The organism is Stutzerimonas stutzeri, assembly GCF_000935215.1.
In the GTDB taxonomy this organism is placed as follows: domain Bacteria; phylum Pseudomonadota; class Gammaproteobacteria; order Pseudomonadales; family Pseudomonadaceae; genus Stutzerimonas.
On record NZ_JXXD01000137.1, the window covers coordinates 18,705 to 34,602 of the forward strand.

Below are 15,898 nucleotides of genomic sequence, written 5' to 3' on the forward strand. Positions count from 1 at the left end.
TGAGCGAAGGTGAATTCAATGATTGCCACGACCGGTAAAGTGAATCTGCTCGGGCTTACCCAGTCGCAACTGGAGAGTTTCTTCGAGTCCATCGGGGAGAAGCGTTTTCGCGCCGGTCAGGTTATGAAGTGGATTCACCATTTTGGTGTCGATGATTTCGACGCCATGAGCAATCTCGGCAAGGCCTTGCGCGAAAAGCTCAAGGCCTGCGCCGAGATTCGCGGCCCGGAGGTCGTCAGTGAAGACATCTCCAGCGACGGCACCCGCAAATGGGTCGTGCGTGTCGCCTCGGGCAGCTGTGTGGAAACTGTGTACATCCCCCAGGGCGGACGTGGAACGCTGTGCGTGTCCTCGCAGGCCGGATGTGCGCTGGATTGCAGTTTCTGTTCCACCGGCAAGCAAGGCTTCAACAGCAACCTGACAGCGGCCGAGGTGATCGGTCAGGTCTGGATTGCTAACAAATCATTCGGCTCCATCCCGGCGAAAATCGATCGCGCGATCACCAACGTGGTGATGATGGGGATGGGCGAGCCGTTACTGAATTTCGACAACGTCGTCGCTGCCATGCACATCATGATGGACGACCTTGGTTACGGGATTTCCAAGCGTAAGGTGACGCTCTCGACCTCCGGCGTCGTGCCGATGATCGACGAGCTGGCCAAGGTCATCGACGTTTCTCTGGCATTGTCGCTGCACGCACCCAACGATGCGTTGCGTGATCAGTTGGTGCCGATCAACAAGAAGTACCCGCTGGACATGCTGCTGGCGGCATGCAAAGGCTATATCTCGAGGCTCGGTGAGAAGCGCGTGCTGACCATCGAGTACACCCTGCTCAAGGGCATCAACGATCAGCCCGAACATGCCGAGCAGATGATCACGCTGCTGGCGGATATCCCGTGCAAGATCAATCTGATCCCGTTCAATCCGTTCCCTCACTCCGGATATGAGCGGCCGAGCAACAATGCTATCCGCCGTTTTCAGGACATCCTGCACAAAGGTGGGCACAATGTAACGGTGCGTACCACCCGCGGCGAAGACATCGACGCGGCTTGCGGTCAGCTCGTCGGCCAGGTGCTGGACCGGACGCGTCGAAGCGAGAGATACATCGCTGTGCGTGAGCTACAGAGCGAGCCAGGTGCGGCGCAAACTGCTTCGAACCGATCCTGAGGGGGATGCTGATGATTTTGCGCGCTGCGCTGCTGCTTCTACTGACCGGCCTGTTGGCCGGTTGTGTGTCTTCTGGATCCACTGATCCGCTGAGAACCGACGAAGGTCGCCAGCAGGCCCGCGACGCCTATATTCAATTGGGGATCGGCTACCTGCAGCAGGGCGCCGCCGCGCGCGCCAAGACGCCACTGCGCAAGGCCCTCGAAATTGATCCGAACAGCGCCGATGCACACGCCGCCCTGGCTTTGGTATTCCAGACCGAAATGGAAAACGACCTGGCCGACAAGCACTACCGTGAAGCGCTCTCCAGTCGCAAGGACGCCCGCATACTCAACAACTACGGCAGCTTTCTGTTCGAGCATAAGCGCTACCCCGAAGCCATGGAGCGTTTCCGTCAGGCTTCCGAAGACAACATGTATTCCGAGCGGGCGCGGGTCTTTCAGAATCTGGGTATGACTGCACTGCAGTTGGGCCAGCGTGAAGAGGCCGAGCTCCATTTCACCCGCTCGCTGCGCCTCGACAGTCGCCAGCCCCGCGCGTTGCTCGAGCTTGCACTCATGGCCTTCGAGGACAAGCAATACGTTCCAGCCAAGCGTTACTACGATAGCTTCAGCCAACTGGCCGAGCAGAACGCACGGAGTCTGCTGCTCGGTATCCGTCTGGCCAACATCCATCAGGACCGCGACACTGCTGCAAGCCTCGCGCTGCAGCTGAGGCGGCTGTATCCCGGTACGGATGAATACAAGCAATATCTTTCGGAGCAACGATGACCGCGCCGCACCAAGAATCCGCTGCACCGATGGGCAACAACCCCGGCGAGACGCTGCGTATAGCTCGCGAAGACAAGGGCTGGCCGCTGTCTGCAGTTGCACAGCAGCTGAATCTCACCGAGCGCTCGCTAGCTCGCATCGAGGCCGGCGATTTCAGCCAGTTGCCAGGGCACACCTTTGCCCGGGGTTACGTTCGTGCCTATGCCAAGTTGCTGGGGTTGGATCAGAATCGCCTGGTTCAGGAGTTCGACCTGCACACCGGTACCAACGCTTCCGGAAGCAACGTCAACAGCCTGGGGCGCATCGAAGAGCCCGGCCGTCTGTCGCGAAGCTTCATGCGCTTCTTCGGCTTTGCCTTGTTGCTGCTCCTGGCTGCAGTCGCCTGGTATTGGTGGCAGGAACGCATGGCTCGAGAGGCCACGACGCCACCGGTCTCGGCGCTGGAGCGAATCGAAGTGGAAGGCGCGGATGGAACCACCGAGATCCATCTGCTTGATCGCGCTGACGAGGGTGCCGAGCAGCAGAGCGAACAGCCAGTCGAGCAAACAGCACCGCTAGCCGATTCGAACGAGAGTGAAGCGATCGAGTCTGAGCAACAGGCTCCAGCCACCACTGATGTGCAGGGCACCATCACCGAGCCGGCGGGCGAGGCCGCGCAGTCTCTGCCGCTGACGCTGCCCGACAGCCCCACGCAAGGCGCTGACGCAACGGCCTCCCCGGCTCCCACGAGTGCCTCGAACGCCACCGCCCCGCCAGTAGCCGGCGAGGCCCAGCTGGAGCTGAGTTTCACCGCCGATTGCTGGACGCGAGTCAGCGATGCCGACGGACGAGTACTGTTCAGTGCGCTGGCCAAGGCTGGGACCACCAGGGCGGTCAGCGGCAAGGCACCATTGGACGTACATCTGGGCTACGCTCGCGGCGCCCAACTCAGTTACAACGGCGAAGCTGTGAACCTCGCCTCTCATATGCGCGGCGAGACAGCGCGCCTCAAGCTCGGACAGTAAGCTGACCATGCATTCCGAATCTCCTATCAAGCGTCGCCAATCCCGCAAGATCTGGGTGGGCAATGTGCCGGTCGGTGGTGATGCGCCGATTTCCGTACAGAGCATGACCAATACCGAGACCTGTGATGTCGAGGCGACGGTTGCGCAGATCCAGCGCCTGGCCAATGCAGGCGCCGATATCGTCAGGGTTTCAGTGCCTTCCATGGAGGCTGCCGAGGCCTTTGGGCGCATCAAGCAACTGGTGCAGTTGCCGCTGGTGGCCGACATCCATTTCGATTATCAGATCGCTCTGCGCGTGGCCGAGCTCGGCGTTGATTGCCTGCGCATCAATCCGGGCAATATCGGTCGCGAAGATCGCGTGCGCGCGGTGGTCGATGCGGCGCGCGACAAGGGCATCCCGATCCGCATCGGGGTGAATGCCGGTTCGCTGGAAAAGGACCTGCAGAAAAAGTACGGCGAGCCGACCCCGCAGGCGCTGGTGGAGTCCGCCCTGCGCCATGTCGATCATCTCGATCGCCTGGACTTCCAGGACTTCAAGGTCAGCGTCAAGGCTTCCGACGTATTCATGGCGGTCGAGGCCTATCGGTTGCTGGCCGGGCAGATCGAACAGCCGCTGCACCTGGGCATTACCGAGGCGGGTGGACTGCGTTCCGGCACCGTGAAGTCCGCGGTCGGGCTGGGCATGCTGCTCGCTGAAGGCATCGGTGACACCATTCGCGTGTCGCTGGCGGCCGATCCTGTCGAGGAAATCAAGGTCGGCTTCGATATCCTCAAGTCGCTGCGTCTGCGTTCACGTGGTATCAACTTCATCGCCTGCCCGAGCTGCTCGCGGCAGAACTTCGATGTGGTCAAGACCATGAACGAGCTGGAAACCCGCGTGGAAGACCTGCTGGTACCGATGGACGTTGCCGTGATCGGTTGTGTGGTGAACGGTCCGGGAGAGGCGAAGGAGGCCCATGTCGGGTTGACCGGTGGCAGCCCTAACAACCTGGTCTACATCGACGGCAAGCCGGCGCAAAAACTGAACAACGAAAATCTCGTCGATGAGCTGGAGCAGCTCATCCGACGCAAGGCCGCCGAGAAGCTCGCGGCCGACGCGGCGGTCATCGCGCGCAGCTGATCTTTAAGGAATCCCATTGAGCAAGTCCCTGCAAGCCATTCGTGGCATGAACGACATCCTGCCTGCGCAGACCCCGACCTGGCGTTATCTGGAAAGCAACTTCGCGCAACTGCTCGACAGCTACGGCTACAGCGAGATTCGCCTGCCTATCCTGGAGTTCACCGACCTCTTCGCTCGCGGCATCGGTGAAGGCACCGACGTGGTCGACAAGGAGATGTACACCTTCCTCGATCGCAACGAAGAGTCGCTGACCCTGCGTCCTGAAGGCACTGCCGGTTGTGTGCGCGCCGTGCTCGAGCATGGCATGACCGGTGGCGGCCAGGTGCAGAAGCTCTGGTACACCGGGCCGATGTTTCGTTATGAGAAGCCGCAAAAGGGCCGCTATCGGCAGTTCCACCAGATCGGTGTGGAAGTCTTCAACCAGCCCGGGCCGGATGTCGACGCCGAGCTGATCGTGATGACAGCGCGCCTGTGGAAGCAGCTCGGCCTGGCCGACGCTGTAACGCTGCAGCTCAACAGCCTGGGCTCCAGCGAAGCACGTGCGCGCTACCGCGATGCGCTGGTGGCCTACCTGCAGCAGCGTTTCGATCAGCTCGACGAGGACAGCCAGCGGCGCCTGACGACCAATCCGCTGCGTATTCTCGACAGCAAGAATGCCCAGACTCAGGCGCTGCTGGCCGACGCACCGACGCTGCATGACTACCTCGACGATGAGTCACGCGTGCATTTCGAAGGCCTGAAGGCGCGCCTCGATGCAGTCGGCATCGCCTACGAAATCAACCCGAAGCTGGTGCGTGGTCTGGATTACTACGGTCGAACCGTGTTCGAGTGGGTTACCGACAAACTGGGCTCGCAGGGCACCGTCTGCGCTGGCGGCCGTTACGATGGCCTGATCAGTCAGTTTGGCGGTAAGCCTACCCCGGGTGTCGGCTTCGCCATGGGCGTCGAGCGCCTGGTGCTGCTGCTGGAAACCCTTGGTCTGGTGCCGGACGCCTTGAGCCCGGTGCCGCATGCCTATATCTGCGCATTCGGTGAGCCTGCCGAGCTGGCAGCACTGGCTCTGGCCGAGCGCCTGCGCGATACGCTGCCAGGGCTGCGCCTGCTGGTGAACGCCGGTGGCGGCAGTTTCAAGAGTCAGTTCAAGAAAGCGGACAAGAGCGGCGCGCGCTTTGCGCTGATCCTGGGTGACGACGAACTGGCAGGGCGCGTGGTAGGTTGCAAGCCGCTACGCGACGACAGCGAGCAACAAAGCATTGCCTGGGATGCTCTGCCCGAGCGTCTGGCTGCCTGCCTCGAGCAGGTCTGAGACTAAGCGAATGAAAGGAGTGACAGCGTGACCTCGGGTACCGAAGAAGAAACACTGGCGCAGATCAAAGACTGGTGGCAGCGCAACGGCAAGCCTCTTCTGTTTGGGGCTGTGCTCGCTCTGGTCTTGGTGTTCGGCTGGCAATTCTGGCAGAACCATCAGGTCAACCAGGCGCAGGGTGCCTCGGTGATCTATCAGCAGCTGCTCGGCGCAGCGCTGGAAGAAGGTGAAGCCGATGCGGCGGAAGTTGCGCGATTGGGCAATCTGCTGAAGAAAGATTTCGCCGGCACGCATTATGCGCAGTACGGCAGCTTGTTCGTGGCGAAGGTGGCGGTCGAGTCGGGGCGGTTGGACGAAGCGGCTAGCGAGCTTCGCGCCGTGGTCGACAAGCCCGCCGACAAGACGCTGGACGAGCTGGCTCGTCAGCGTCTGGCACGCGTTCTGGCTGCGCAGGACAAGGCAGAAGAAGCGCTCAAGCTGCTGGACGGCAAGGCTGATCAGGCCTTCGCTGCCAGTCGCGAGGAGCTGCGCGGCGATCTGCTGGTGCAGCTTGGCCGACGCGACGAGGCGCATGCGGCCTACACCACGGCGAAAGAGTCGCTGTCCCAGGATGCGGCCATCGGTGGTCTGCAAATGAAGCTGGATGATCTGGCCCGAGGGGAGGCGTAAACGATGCGCTGGAAGACTGCAGCATTGCTGACCCTGGCTGTACTGGCCGCGGGTTGTAGCAACAAGGACACTAAAGAGCCGGAGCCGGCGGAGCTGACCAAGTTCGAGGCGGAAATCTCCTTGAAGAAGGAGTGGAGTCGTTCGATCGGTGAAGGGCAGGGCAAGACCTACAACCTGCTGACGCCGGTGGTGTATGGCGACCAGATTTACGCCGCCGATGTCGAAGGGCTGGTGGTATCCATGGATCGCCTGACAGGCAAGGTCAACTGGAAGAAGAAGCTTGATACGCCGGTTTCCGGCGGGGTTGGCGCCGGGTACGGCCTGGTGCTGGTTGGCACCCTGCGCGGTGAAGTGCTGGCGCTTGACGTCAGCACGGGCGAGGAGCGCTGGCGCAGTCAGGTCAGCAGTGAAGTACTGGCTGCCCCGGCCGTCAATGGCGACATCGTCCTGGTGCAGACGCAGGATGATCGGCTGATCGCGCTGGAGATGGATACCGGCGCGCAGCGCTGGAGCTACGAGAGCTCTCCTGCGGTGCTGACGCTACGCGGGACCGGCGCACCGCTGCTGACCAATCAGCTGGCCGTTGCCGGCCTGTCCAGCGGCAAAGTGGTCGCACTGGATACCCGTCGCGGGCTTCCGGTCTGGGAGCAGCGCGTTGCCATTCCGCAAGGACGTTCGGAGCTTGAGCGGGTCGTCGATATCGACGGTGGTCTGCTGCTATCCGGTGGCACGCTCTACGTCACCAGCTATCAGGGCCGTGCCGCGGCACTGGAACTGGAAAGTGGTCGTGTCCTCTGGCAGCGCGATGCGTCCAGCTATTCGGGTGCTGCGCTCGGCTACGGTAGCGTTTACCTGAGCCTTGCCGACGGCACTGTCGAGGGGATCGACGAGCGCTCCACGACTGCTCTGTGGCGCAATGAGTCCATGGCGCGCCGCCAGCTTTCGGCTCCCGCAGTATTTTCCAGCTATGTTGTGGTGGGTGACATCGAGGGCTATCTGCACCTGCTGAGCCAGGTCGATGGTCGTTTCGTCGCTCGCGAGCGTATCGACAGCTCTGGCGTCCGTGCCCGTCCGGTAGTCGAGGGCGACTGGCTGTATGCCTTCGGCAATGACGGCAAGCTGGTGGCGTTGACTATCCGTCAGGCTGACTGACCGCAAGTTGCGCCCACGGCTCCGCCTGGCGGAGCCCTGAATATTCGGCCGCTGCAATGCAGCGGCCTTCGTGTTTTCTGAAATATCGCAGTGGAGAGCCGCATGGTTCCCGTAATCGCCCTGGTGGGCCGCCCGAACGTCGGCAAGTCCACCCTGTTCAATCGTCTGACCAAGAGCCGCGACGCCATCGTGGCCGAGTACGCCGGTCTGACCCGAGATCGCCAGTACGGCGAGGCCAAATGGCAGGGCCGCACCTACATCGTCATCGACACTGGTGGTCTGACCGGCGATGAGGAGGGCATCGACGCCAAGATGGCCGAGCAGTCCCTGCAAGCCATGCAAGAGGCCGATGCGGTGATGTTCATGGTTGACGCGCGTGCCGGCATGACGCCTGGCGATCAGATGATTGCCGAGCACCTGCGCAAGATGAACAAACGCCACTTCCTGGTGGCGAACAAGGTCGACAGCATCGATCCGGATATCGCCCGAGCGGAATTCAGCCCGTTGGGCCTGGGCGACGCCCTTCCGATCGCCGCCGCACATGGCCGTGGTATCACCCATATGCTCGAGCAGGCGCTCGGCATGTTCCCCAAGGACAACGCCGAAGTTGCCGAAGCCGAGGGTGAAGAGGGCGAGACGGTTGCCGAAGGAGAAGAGCTCAAGCGCATCCCTGGACCGAGCGAAAAGGATGGCATCAAGATCGCCATCATCGGCCGGCCCAATGTGGGCAAGTCGACGCTGGTCAATCGCATGCTCGGTGAGGAGCGGGTCATCGTTTATGACCAGGCCGGTACAACCCGCGACAGCATCTACATTCCCTTCGAACGTGATGACGCCAAGTACACACTGATCGACACGGCCGGTGTGCGCCGTCGCGGCAAGATCTTCGAGGCCGTAGAAAAGTTCTCGGTGGTCAAGACGCTGCAGGCGATCCAGGATTCCAACGTCGTGATTTTCGTCATGGATGCCCGCGAGGGAGTGGTCGAACACGATCTGAACCTGCTCGGCTTCGTGCTGGAAAGCGGTCGGGCGTTGGTCATCGCACTGAACAAGTGGGACGGCATGGAGCCGAGTGAGCGCGACTATGTGAAGACCGAGTTGGAGCGCCGGTTGTTCTTCGTCGAGTTCGCCGACATCCACTTCATCTCCGCCAAGCATGGTACCGGCGTCGGTAATCTGTACAAGTCCGTGCAGGCCTCGTTCACTTCAGCCGTGACGCGATGGCCCACCAGCCGTCTGACGCAGATCCTTGAAGATGCGGTTCGCGAGCATGCGCCGCCGATGGTTGCCAGCCGCCGGATCAAGCTTCGTTACGCGCACTTGGGCGGCGCCAACCCGCCGCTGATCGTGATCCATGGCAACCAGGTCGACTCGATTCCAAAGTCCTACACCCGTTATCTGGAGAACACCTACCGACGCGTCTTGAAGCTGGTCGGTACGCCCATCCGTATCGAGTACAAGGGCGGAGAAAACCCTTACGAGGGCAAGAAAAACACGCTTACCGACCGCCAGGTCAACAAGAAGCGCCGTCTCATGTCGCACCACAAGAAGGCCGAGAAGAAGCGCCGCGACAAGCGCTGACTGCTCAGCGATCTCCGTCGAACGACTGGTCCATATCCAGGGCCGGTCGTGCGTGGCGCGGCGTGCCGACCTGACGAGCCGGATTGCCAACCACCGTGGTATGCGGCGCAACGGGATGCAGCACGATGCTGCCGGCGCCAACCTTGGCGCCTTCGCCAATCTCGATGTTCCCGAGAATCTTCGCTCCAGCGCCGATCATCACGCCGCTGCGCACCTTCGGATGGCGGTCGCCGCCTTCCTTGCCCGTACCGCCCAGGGTAACGCCCTGCAGGATCGATACGTCATCGCCCACCACAGCGGTTTCGCCGATGACGATGCCGGTTCCGTGATCGAGCATGATGCCACTGCCGATGCGGCTGGCCGGGTTGATGTCGATGCCCAGGCGTTCATTGCTGCGTGCCTGGATGAACATTGCCAGCAGGCGTTCGCCCCGTTCATGCAAGTGGTGCCCGACACGATAGGCCTGTAACGCCAGATAACCCTTGGAGAACAGGAACACTTCCAGCGCGGTGTCGAACGCCGGGTCGCGGCTGACGATTGCCTGCAGGTCAGAGCACGCCACCTCGGCGAGCGCTGCGGCCTGTTGGTGAATGCCAGCGAAACGATCAGTCAGCGTACGGCTCTGCTCGCTGCTTTCCGCCAGCGCATGGCCAATGCGCTGGGCAAGCGCGCAGCCGAAATCGGGATGGTCGAGGATAGCCCGCTGGAATAGCGTGGCCAGGGTCGGCTCCGCATCCAGCGCGTGAAGCGCCTGGGCGCGTAGCTCGTTCCACAGCGTGCTGACTGAATGACTGGGCATGCGAGGTTCCTTATATCGATACGCGAGGGTGCTCGTTCGCTGCACTGTAGCAGCCCGATGGCAGGCGCCGTGCACCCTCGTATCGTGCATCGCTGTTCGGCTATCCTGTTTGCCTTCCTGCCGAACCCCCGTGCGGCAGGCTTGTCGGAAGGCTGACATGCTCATCAGTAAACTGCCCAACGTTGGCACGACCATCTTCACCACCATGTCCCAGCTGGCCGCGGACGCCGGTGCGCTGAATCTCTCCCAGGGCTTTCCCGATTTCGATGGCCCCGACGCGCTGCGCGAGGCACTGGCCCGCCACGTCATGGCGGGACACAACCAGTACGCACCGATGACCGGATTGCCGGCGCTGCGTGAGCAGGTCGCGGTGAAGGTAGCCGGGCTGTACGGACGGAAAGTGGATGCCGCCACCGAGGTCACGATTACCCCGGGTGCTACCCAGGCGATCTTCTGTGCGATCCAGGCAGTGATCCGGCCGGGTGACGAGGTCATCGTCTTCGATCCGTGCTATGACAGCTACGAGCCATCGGTGCAGCTGGCTGGTGGCGTCTGCATTCACCAGCAACTGAGCCTGCCGGATTTCCATATCGATTGGCAGCGCCTGGCCGATGCCATTACCCCGCGCACGCGGATGATCGTGCTGAATACGCCGCACAACCCCAGCGGTGCATTGATCGATGCTGATGATCTCGAACGTCTGGCGGCGCTGATCCGCGAGCGTGACATCTATCTGCTCAGCGACGAGGTCTACGAGCATCTTGTGTTCGACGGCCGCGAGCATGCCAGCGTGCTGCGCCACGATGAGCTCTATCAGCGCGCATTCGTCGTCAGCTCTTTCGGCAAGACCTACCATGTCACCGGCTGGAAGACTGGATACGTGGTGGCGCCGCCTGCACTCAGCAGCGAGCTGCGCAAGGTGCACCAGTACGTCAGTTTCACCGGTGTCACGCCGCTGCAGTGGGCGTTGGCCGATTTCATGGCCGAGCATCCCGAGCACATCAGCGAGCTACCGGCGTTCTATCAGGCCAAGCGCGATCTATTCTGTGACCTGCTGGCGGGCTCGCGCTTCAGCTTTACCCGTGCCACCGGAACCTACTTCCAGCTCGCCGACTATTCGGCTATCCGTCCTGATCTGGATGACGTCGCCATGGCTGAGTGGCTGACCCGCGAGCACGGGGTTGCGAGCATTCCGATTTCGGTTTTCTACCAGAGCCCCCCGGCCGATCTGAGGCTGGTGCGCTTCTGCTTCGCCAAACGAGAGGAGACGCTGCGTCAGGCGGCGGAAAGACTATGCGCGATCTGAACAATCTGCCCGACCTCGAACTGGCGCTGGTGCAAACCAGCCTGATCTGGCAGGACGCTGCGGCCAACCGCGAGCGCTTCGCCGTACTGCTGGATCAGGCCAGCGGTGCGGACCTGATCGTCCTGCCGGAGATGTTCACCACCGGTTTTTCCATGGATTCGGCCGCGCTGGCCGAGCCGGAAGAGGGGCGGACCTACGCCTGGCTGCGCGCTCAGGCCGCGCGACTGGATACGGTGATCACCGGCAGCGTGATCATCGAGGCGGCCGACGGCAGTCACCGCAACCGACTGCTCTGGGCGCGCCCGGATGGTGAGGTGCTGCACTACGACAAGCGTCATCTGTTCCGCATGGCGGGTGAGCACAAGCACTACACACCTGGGCAGCAGCAGGCGCTGTTCGAGGTGAACGGTTGGCGCGTGCGCCCGCTGATCTGCTACGACCTGCGCTTCCCGGTGTGGAGCCGCGATCCACACGGCACCGACCTGCTGCTCTATACGGCGAACTGGCCAGCCGCGCGCCGCGATGCCTGGAATCGCCTGCTGCCGGCTCGGGCCATCGAGAATCTGTGCTATGTCGCGGCGGTCAACCGGGTCGGCGAAGACGGCAAGGGCTATCCCTATAGTGGCGACAGCCAGGTGCTCGACTTCAAGGGTGACACGCTGCTGAACGGCGAAGAGCGTGATGCCGTGTTGCGCTGCACGCTGCGCTCACGCGATCTGGCGGCGTTCCGCGAGCGCTTCCCGGCCTACCACGATGGCGATCAGTTCGAGCTCAAACCCTAGGCCCGGACCTCGGGCGATAGCCTGCTGCACTAAGGCGAGGCAGCGAGGTGCTGCGCTAACGGCGGGGAGCGTGAACGGCTGTTGTGGGGAGGCGCCCACCCTGGCGGCCGGGCACCCGCTGGTTAGTGCGTTGTGCTGTGGCGCCGTCGACGCCACAACAGCCAGCCATAGATCAGCAGATTGACCAGCAGCACTATTGCCGCCAGCACATATTGCACCGGTATGCTCAGCCAGGCCGGGTAGATCAATGGCAGCAGGTAGTGCTCGATAAAGCCCGCCTCATACCCCGCGTCACCCGCCAGCCGTCGCAGCAGATTCTCCCAGTACGTCAGCGGACACGGCCTCCCGGTCAGCTCGACGAAAACGCCCCAGACGATCGCCGGAATGTGCAGCAACACGAAGCCGCGTTTCCATGCGACCAGCAAGCCGCCAAACAGCACGAAGAGAATGAACCCGAGGTGCAGGAGCAACACGGTGTCCGCGCCAACTCGATAGAGCATTGGGCTACGCCGTCGCGTCTGCGCGACTCATGCCGCGAATCTGACGATCCTGCAGGCGCGCCATGAGGGTGACGGACAGGAGAGCGCCGAGCAGTGCCATGAACATGTCCGATTGGGTATCCCATGGATCGCCCTGGGTGCCGAGAAAATCCTCCGCGCCCTGGCCGGCGATGAGCGCCACCCACCACTCGATCAGCTCATAGAAGGCGCTGAAGGCCAACGCGACACAAAGTGCGAGAAAGCCGAGCATCTTTCCTGGCGCGACGAAGCGCAGGCGGAGCAGGATCTCCCGTGCCAGCAGCGCGGGCGTCACACCCTGAATGAAATGGCCGAGCTTGTCATAGGGATTGCGGCTGAGGTCGAACCATTCCTGCACCCAGAATCCCGGTGGTACCCGCGCGTAGGTGTAGGTGCCGCCGAGGATCAGGATCAGCGCATGAACGGCGATCACCACGTAGAGCAGTCGCGTCAGCGGCAGGCGCTGGTGGCTCCACAGCAGCAAGGGCGCAGCGATCAGTACCGGAGCGACTTCCAGCAACCAGGTGGCACGGTCATACGGAGCGATCGCGGAGCAAGCCAGCGCCAGCAGCACTACCAACCCCAGCGTTGAATAGAGTGTTCTGTCCTGCATCGAGTTAGCCGTCGTGATCGATCCAGCCGGCAGCATGCCGGGGAGCCAGTCGGCCTGCAACCGGACGCAGGGTCAGGGCGCTTCAACCCTGGCGGGCGGGCGCCGCTGCCGAGCGGGAGATCGAACGTTTGCAGCGCCGCAGGTCGACGACACCGACATAGGCATTGGCATTGCCCTGCACGCAGGCGATGCGCTGGTTGCGCGTGCGCTCCCATTCGCTGACCGGATGCTGGCGGTTCCAGATGTCGTACAGGCGCCGGTCCTGTTTCGACAGGCGCAGTTTGTAGCGCTCGCTCATGTACAGATAGGTGCGGGCGATGGCACCGCGGCTGTACTCGGGTGGCATGGCCGTGCGCTGCTTGAAGTTCACCACGAAGGGACAGGCACCGTACTGGCTGGGCTTTTCGTTGAGCATGCCGAAGCCGAAGTTGCTGCGGTCGCCGTTCACCTCGCCGACCACCGGAACCAGGTTGTGCAGGTCGGCCTCGGCCAGGCTGAAGATGGGGTCTTTGGCGGTGCACTGCTTGCGCCCGCCCTGTTGCCAGCACTGACGCTGATGGCCGATGACCCAGGCCGGGACGACGTGCTCCCACTCCACCCGTTGAGCGCGCTTGGGTTGCTTGCGCGGGACATAGCCGCAGCTGCGCAGGTCGATGCGATTGCCCTTGAAGCTGCAGCCGCAGTAGAAGTCCACCGGTCGGTCGGCATAGAGCGTCCAGGCGACCTTCTTCGCTTCGCGGAAGGTGCGAGGCGCATCGGCGTAAGTGTTGGTGCAGTAGAACAGAGCAAGCAGAAAGAGACTGAGGCGGCGCATGGAATTCTCGACAACTGAACGAGTGTCGCATCCATGCGCGGGCCGGCATCTTACCTTTCGTTTAAGTAAAAGTAATAAAAAACAATAACTTGCATGATGTCACCAGGCCTTCATGCGGCCCAGGCGGTTGATCTGCAGAGAGGCGAGAATGATCGCGCCGCCGACGGCGAGCAGTATCAGGTTGGTCGTGGTGCCCCAGAACAGCAGGTTGAGCAGCAGACCCACCGGCACCGCCATGTTGTTCATCACCGCCAGGGTTCCGGCATCCACCAGCGTCGCGCCCTTGTTCCAGTAGAACTGGCCCAGCGCGGCGGCCAGCACGCCCATCCAGATCAGTACGGACCACTGCGTCGTGGTAGTCGGCAGTTTCTCGACGTTACCGAACAGCAGCCAGGCCGGCAGCACGATCAGTAGTGCGCCGAGGAAGAAGTAGCCGAAGCGGCGATGCAACGGCACGTCAGAGGGGTAACGCTGCGCCAGATGCTTGTAGAACACTTGGCCGGCGGCGAAGGTGAAGTTGGCCAGTTGCATGAGCAGGAAGCCGCCGAGAAAATCACCGGAAACCCCGTCGTAACGGATGAGCCCGGCGCCGAACACCGCGACGGCTGCCGCGACCAGCGCCCAGGGGTTGAAGCGACGGTTGAGCGCGTCGTCGATCAGCGTCACGTGCAGCGGCGTGAGCACGGTGAACAGCAGTACTTCGGCGACCGTCAGCACGTTGAAACTCATGTACAGGCAGAGATACGTCACGCCGAACTGCAGCGCGCCGACCAGGGTCACGCCGGCGATGAAGCCGGGGGCGACACCGCGCCAGCGGGTTAGCGGCAGGAACACCAGGCCGGCGAGAATCACTCGGGTCAGCACTGCGAAATAGCTGTCCACCTGGCCGGCCAGGTAGACGCCGATCAGGTTGAAGGAAAAGGCCCAGAGCAGGGTGACGAAGATCAGATAGCGCATACCGCCTCCACGACGAAGGCCGGCGACCTTAGCGGCTGCGCATGAAAGAGGGAAGGGCTGGCGCGCCCGCAGGCTCGCCAGCCGAGCGGTCAGGCCGCTTTCAGGGTGGCCATGTCGATGACGAAGCGGTACTTCACGTCGCTCTTGAGCATGCGCTCGTAGGCTTCGTTGATGTCCTGCATGCGGATCATCTCGATGTCCGAGACGATGCCGTGCTCGGCGCAGAAGTCGAGCATCTCCTGGGTTTCGGCGATGCCGCCGATCAGCGAGCCGGCGATGCGGCGGCGCTTGAAGATCAGGCCGAACACGCTGGGCGACGGGTGCGGCGAAGCCGGTGCGCCGACCAGCGTCATGGTGGCGTCGCGCTTGAGCAGATTCACGAACGCATCGAGGTTGTGCGGCGCGGCAACGGTGTTGAGAATGAAGTCGAAGCTGTTGACGTGCGCAGCCATCTCCTCCTTGTTCTTCGACACCACCACTTCCGACGCGCCGAGGCGCAGCGCATCTTCCCGCTTGTCCGGCGAGGTGGTGAACAGCACGACCTTTGCACCCATGGCGTTGGCGATCTTCACCGCCATATGGCCAAGACCGCCGAGGCCAACTACACCGACCTTCTGCCCCGGGCCGACCTTCCACTGGCGCAGCGGCGAATAGGTGGTGATGCCCGCGCAAAGCAGCGGCGCGACGGCGGCGAGGTTGTCGGTGTGGTTGATGCGTAGCACGTACTTTTCGTCCACCACGATGTTGTCGGAATAGCCGCCAAGGGTGTTCTCGCCACCGCCGAAGGCCGGACCGTTGTAGGTGCCGACGAAGCCGTTCTCGCAATACTGCTCCAGCCCCTCGCCACAGGAGGAGCAGCTGCGGCAGCTGTCGACCAGGCAGCCGACGCCGGCGATATCGCCCGCCTTGAACTTGCTGACGTTCGCGCCGACCGCGCTCACGCGGCCGACGATCTCGTGGCCGGGCACGGAGGGATACAGGGTGTTGTTCCACTCGTTGCGTGCGGTATGCAGGTCCGAATGGCAGACGCCGCAGAAGAGAATCTCGATCCGTACATCGTTAGGCCCAACTTCGCGGCGCGAAAACGAGTAGGGGGCGAGCGGGGCGCTCGGGTCGAGGGCGGCGTAACCGATGCTGTTGCTCATGACGGCTCCTTTGTTCGTTCGGGATTTGCAGAGGCCAAGCCTAATGGCACCGGAAACAGGAGCGTTTGCACAATCCTGCCGATGGCTGACGTGTTTCTGCCGAATTGCCGGGGCTTGGCTGGCTGAGTTGGGAGGGTATTGGGAGGCGAACAGTTCAGTCGTTCACCGCTGCTGGTCGCGACCGGCGACGCGTGG

16 protein-coding genes are annotated in these 15,898 nt (G+C 62.5%); 10 read left to right on the plus strand and 6 right to left on the minus strand.

Going from position 1 to position 15,898, the window contains the following annotated elements; all coding sequences use genetic code 11:
• Positions 1 to 18: 18 nt before the first annotated feature.
• From rlmN to der, 8 genes are all read left to right on the plus strand, one after another.
• Complete coding sequence (rlmN, locus tag LO50_RS14480; RefSeq protein ID WP_014819466.1) at positions 19 to 1,167, plus strand: dual-specificity RNA methyltransferase RlmN; 1,149 nt, start codon at positions 19 to 21, stop codon at positions 1,165 to 1,167.
• Positions 1,168 to 1,178: 11 nt separating this feature from the next.
• Entirely contained in the window at positions 1,179 to 1,937 is a 759-nt protein-coding gene (gene pilW, locus LO50_RS14485) for a type IV pilus biogenesis/stability protein PilW (protein WP_044315457.1), read from the plus strand.
• Positions 1,934 to 2,941, plus strand: a complete 1,008-nt coding sequence (locus tag LO50_RS14490; RefSeq protein WP_044315448.1) for a RodZ domain-containing protein — start codon at positions 1,934 to 1,936, stop codon at positions 2,939 to 2,941. Before pilW ends, LO50_RS14490 begins: the two co-directional genes overlap by 4 nt.
• 7 nt (positions 2,942 to 2,948) lie before the next feature.
• Positions 2,949 to 4,061: a flavodoxin-dependent (E)-4-hydroxy-3-methylbut-2-enyl-diphosphate synthase gene (ispG, locus tag LO50_RS14495; RefSeq protein ID WP_003298158.1), complete on the plus strand. Its 1,113-nt coding sequence runs from the start codon at positions 2,949 to 2,951 to the stop codon at positions 4,059 to 4,061.
• A gap of 16 nt (positions 4,062 to 4,077) precedes the next feature.
• The gene (hisS, locus tag LO50_RS14500; protein WP_044315449.1) at positions 4,078 to 5,367 is read left to right on the plus strand and encodes a histidine--tRNA ligase; all 1,290 of its coding nucleotides are present in this window, start codon (positions 4,078 to 4,080) and stop codon (positions 5,365 to 5,367) included.
• 27 nt (positions 5,368 to 5,394) lie between these two features.
• Positions 5,395 to 6,036, plus strand: coding sequence for a YfgM family protein (locus LO50_RS14505; protein WP_044315450.1), 642 nt, complete (start codon positions 5,395 to 5,397; stop codon positions 6,034 to 6,036).
• 3 nt (positions 6,037 to 6,039) lie between these two features.
• Positions 6,040 to 7,188, plus strand: a complete 1,149-nt coding sequence (gene bamB / locus LO50_RS14510) for an outer membrane protein assembly factor BamB (protein ID WP_044315451.1) — start codon at positions 6,040 to 6,042, stop codon at positions 7,186 to 7,188.
• 102 nt (positions 7,189 to 7,290) lie between these two features.
• Positions 7,291 to 8,769: a ribosome biogenesis GTPase Der gene (der, locus tag LO50_RS14515; protein WP_014819473.1), complete on the plus strand. Its 1,479-nt coding sequence runs from the start codon at positions 7,291 to 7,293 to the stop codon at positions 8,767 to 8,769.
• A 4-nt stretch (positions 8,770 to 8,773) separates the two neighbouring features.
• Here the strand turns inward: der and cysE are convergent, their stop codons facing one another.
• A complete protein-coding gene (gene cysE / locus LO50_RS14520; RefSeq protein WP_044315452.1) occupies positions 8,774 to 9,568 on the minus strand; it encodes a serine O-acetyltransferase in 795 nt (264 codons plus the stop codon).
• A 157-nt stretch (positions 9,569 to 9,725) separates the two neighbouring features.
• Here cysE and LO50_RS14525 point away from each other — a divergent pair, with 157 nt between their 5' ends.
• On the plus strand, positions 9,726 to 10,874 hold the full coding sequence (locus tag LO50_RS14525) for a pyridoxal phosphate-dependent aminotransferase (protein WP_044315453.1): 1,149 nt from the start codon (positions 9,726 to 9,728) through the stop codon (positions 10,872 to 10,874).
• Positions 10,862 to 11,656 carry an amidohydrolase gene (locus LO50_RS14530; protein WP_023446539.1) on the plus strand — a complete coding sequence of 265 codons (795 nt, stop codon included), beginning with the start codon at positions 10,862 to 10,864 and terminating at the stop codon, positions 11,654 to 11,656. Before LO50_RS14525 ends, LO50_RS14530 begins: the two co-directional genes overlap by 13 nt.
• 122 nt (positions 11,657 to 11,778) lie before the next feature.
• Here the strand turns inward: LO50_RS14530 and LO50_RS14535 are convergent, their stop codons facing one another.
• The 5 genes from LO50_RS14535 to LO50_RS14555 all read right to left on the minus strand — a co-directional run bounded on the left by LO50_RS14535 (position 11,779) and on the right by LO50_RS14555 (position 15,703).
• Positions 11,779 to 12,156, minus strand: coding sequence for a DUF2784 domain-containing protein (locus LO50_RS14535; RefSeq protein ID WP_044315454.1), 378 nt, complete (start codon positions 12,154 to 12,156; stop codon positions 11,779 to 11,781).
• Between the two features lie 4 nt (positions 12,157 to 12,160).
• A complete protein-coding gene (locus LO50_RS14540) occupies positions 12,161 to 12,787 on the minus strand; it encodes a DUF2238 domain-containing protein (RefSeq protein ID WP_042928285.1) in 627 nt (208 codons plus the stop codon).
• 82 nt (positions 12,788 to 12,869) lie between these two features.
• Entirely contained in the window at positions 12,870 to 13,601 is a 732-nt protein-coding gene (locus tag LO50_RS14545; protein WP_044315455.1) for an endonuclease, read from the minus strand.
• A gap of 99 nt (positions 13,602 to 13,700) precedes the next feature.
• On the minus strand, positions 13,701 to 14,558 hold the full coding sequence (locus LO50_RS14550) for a carboxylate/amino acid/amine transporter (protein WP_044315456.1): 858 nt from the start codon (positions 14,556 to 14,558) through the stop codon (positions 13,701 to 13,703).
• A gap of 89 nt (positions 14,559 to 14,647) precedes the next feature.
• Positions 14,648 to 15,703, minus strand: coding sequence for an NAD(P)-dependent alcohol dehydrogenase (locus LO50_RS14555; protein WP_023446535.1), 1,056 nt, complete (start codon positions 15,701 to 15,703; stop codon positions 14,648 to 14,650).
• Positions 15,704 to 15,898 lie beyond the last annotated feature (195 nt).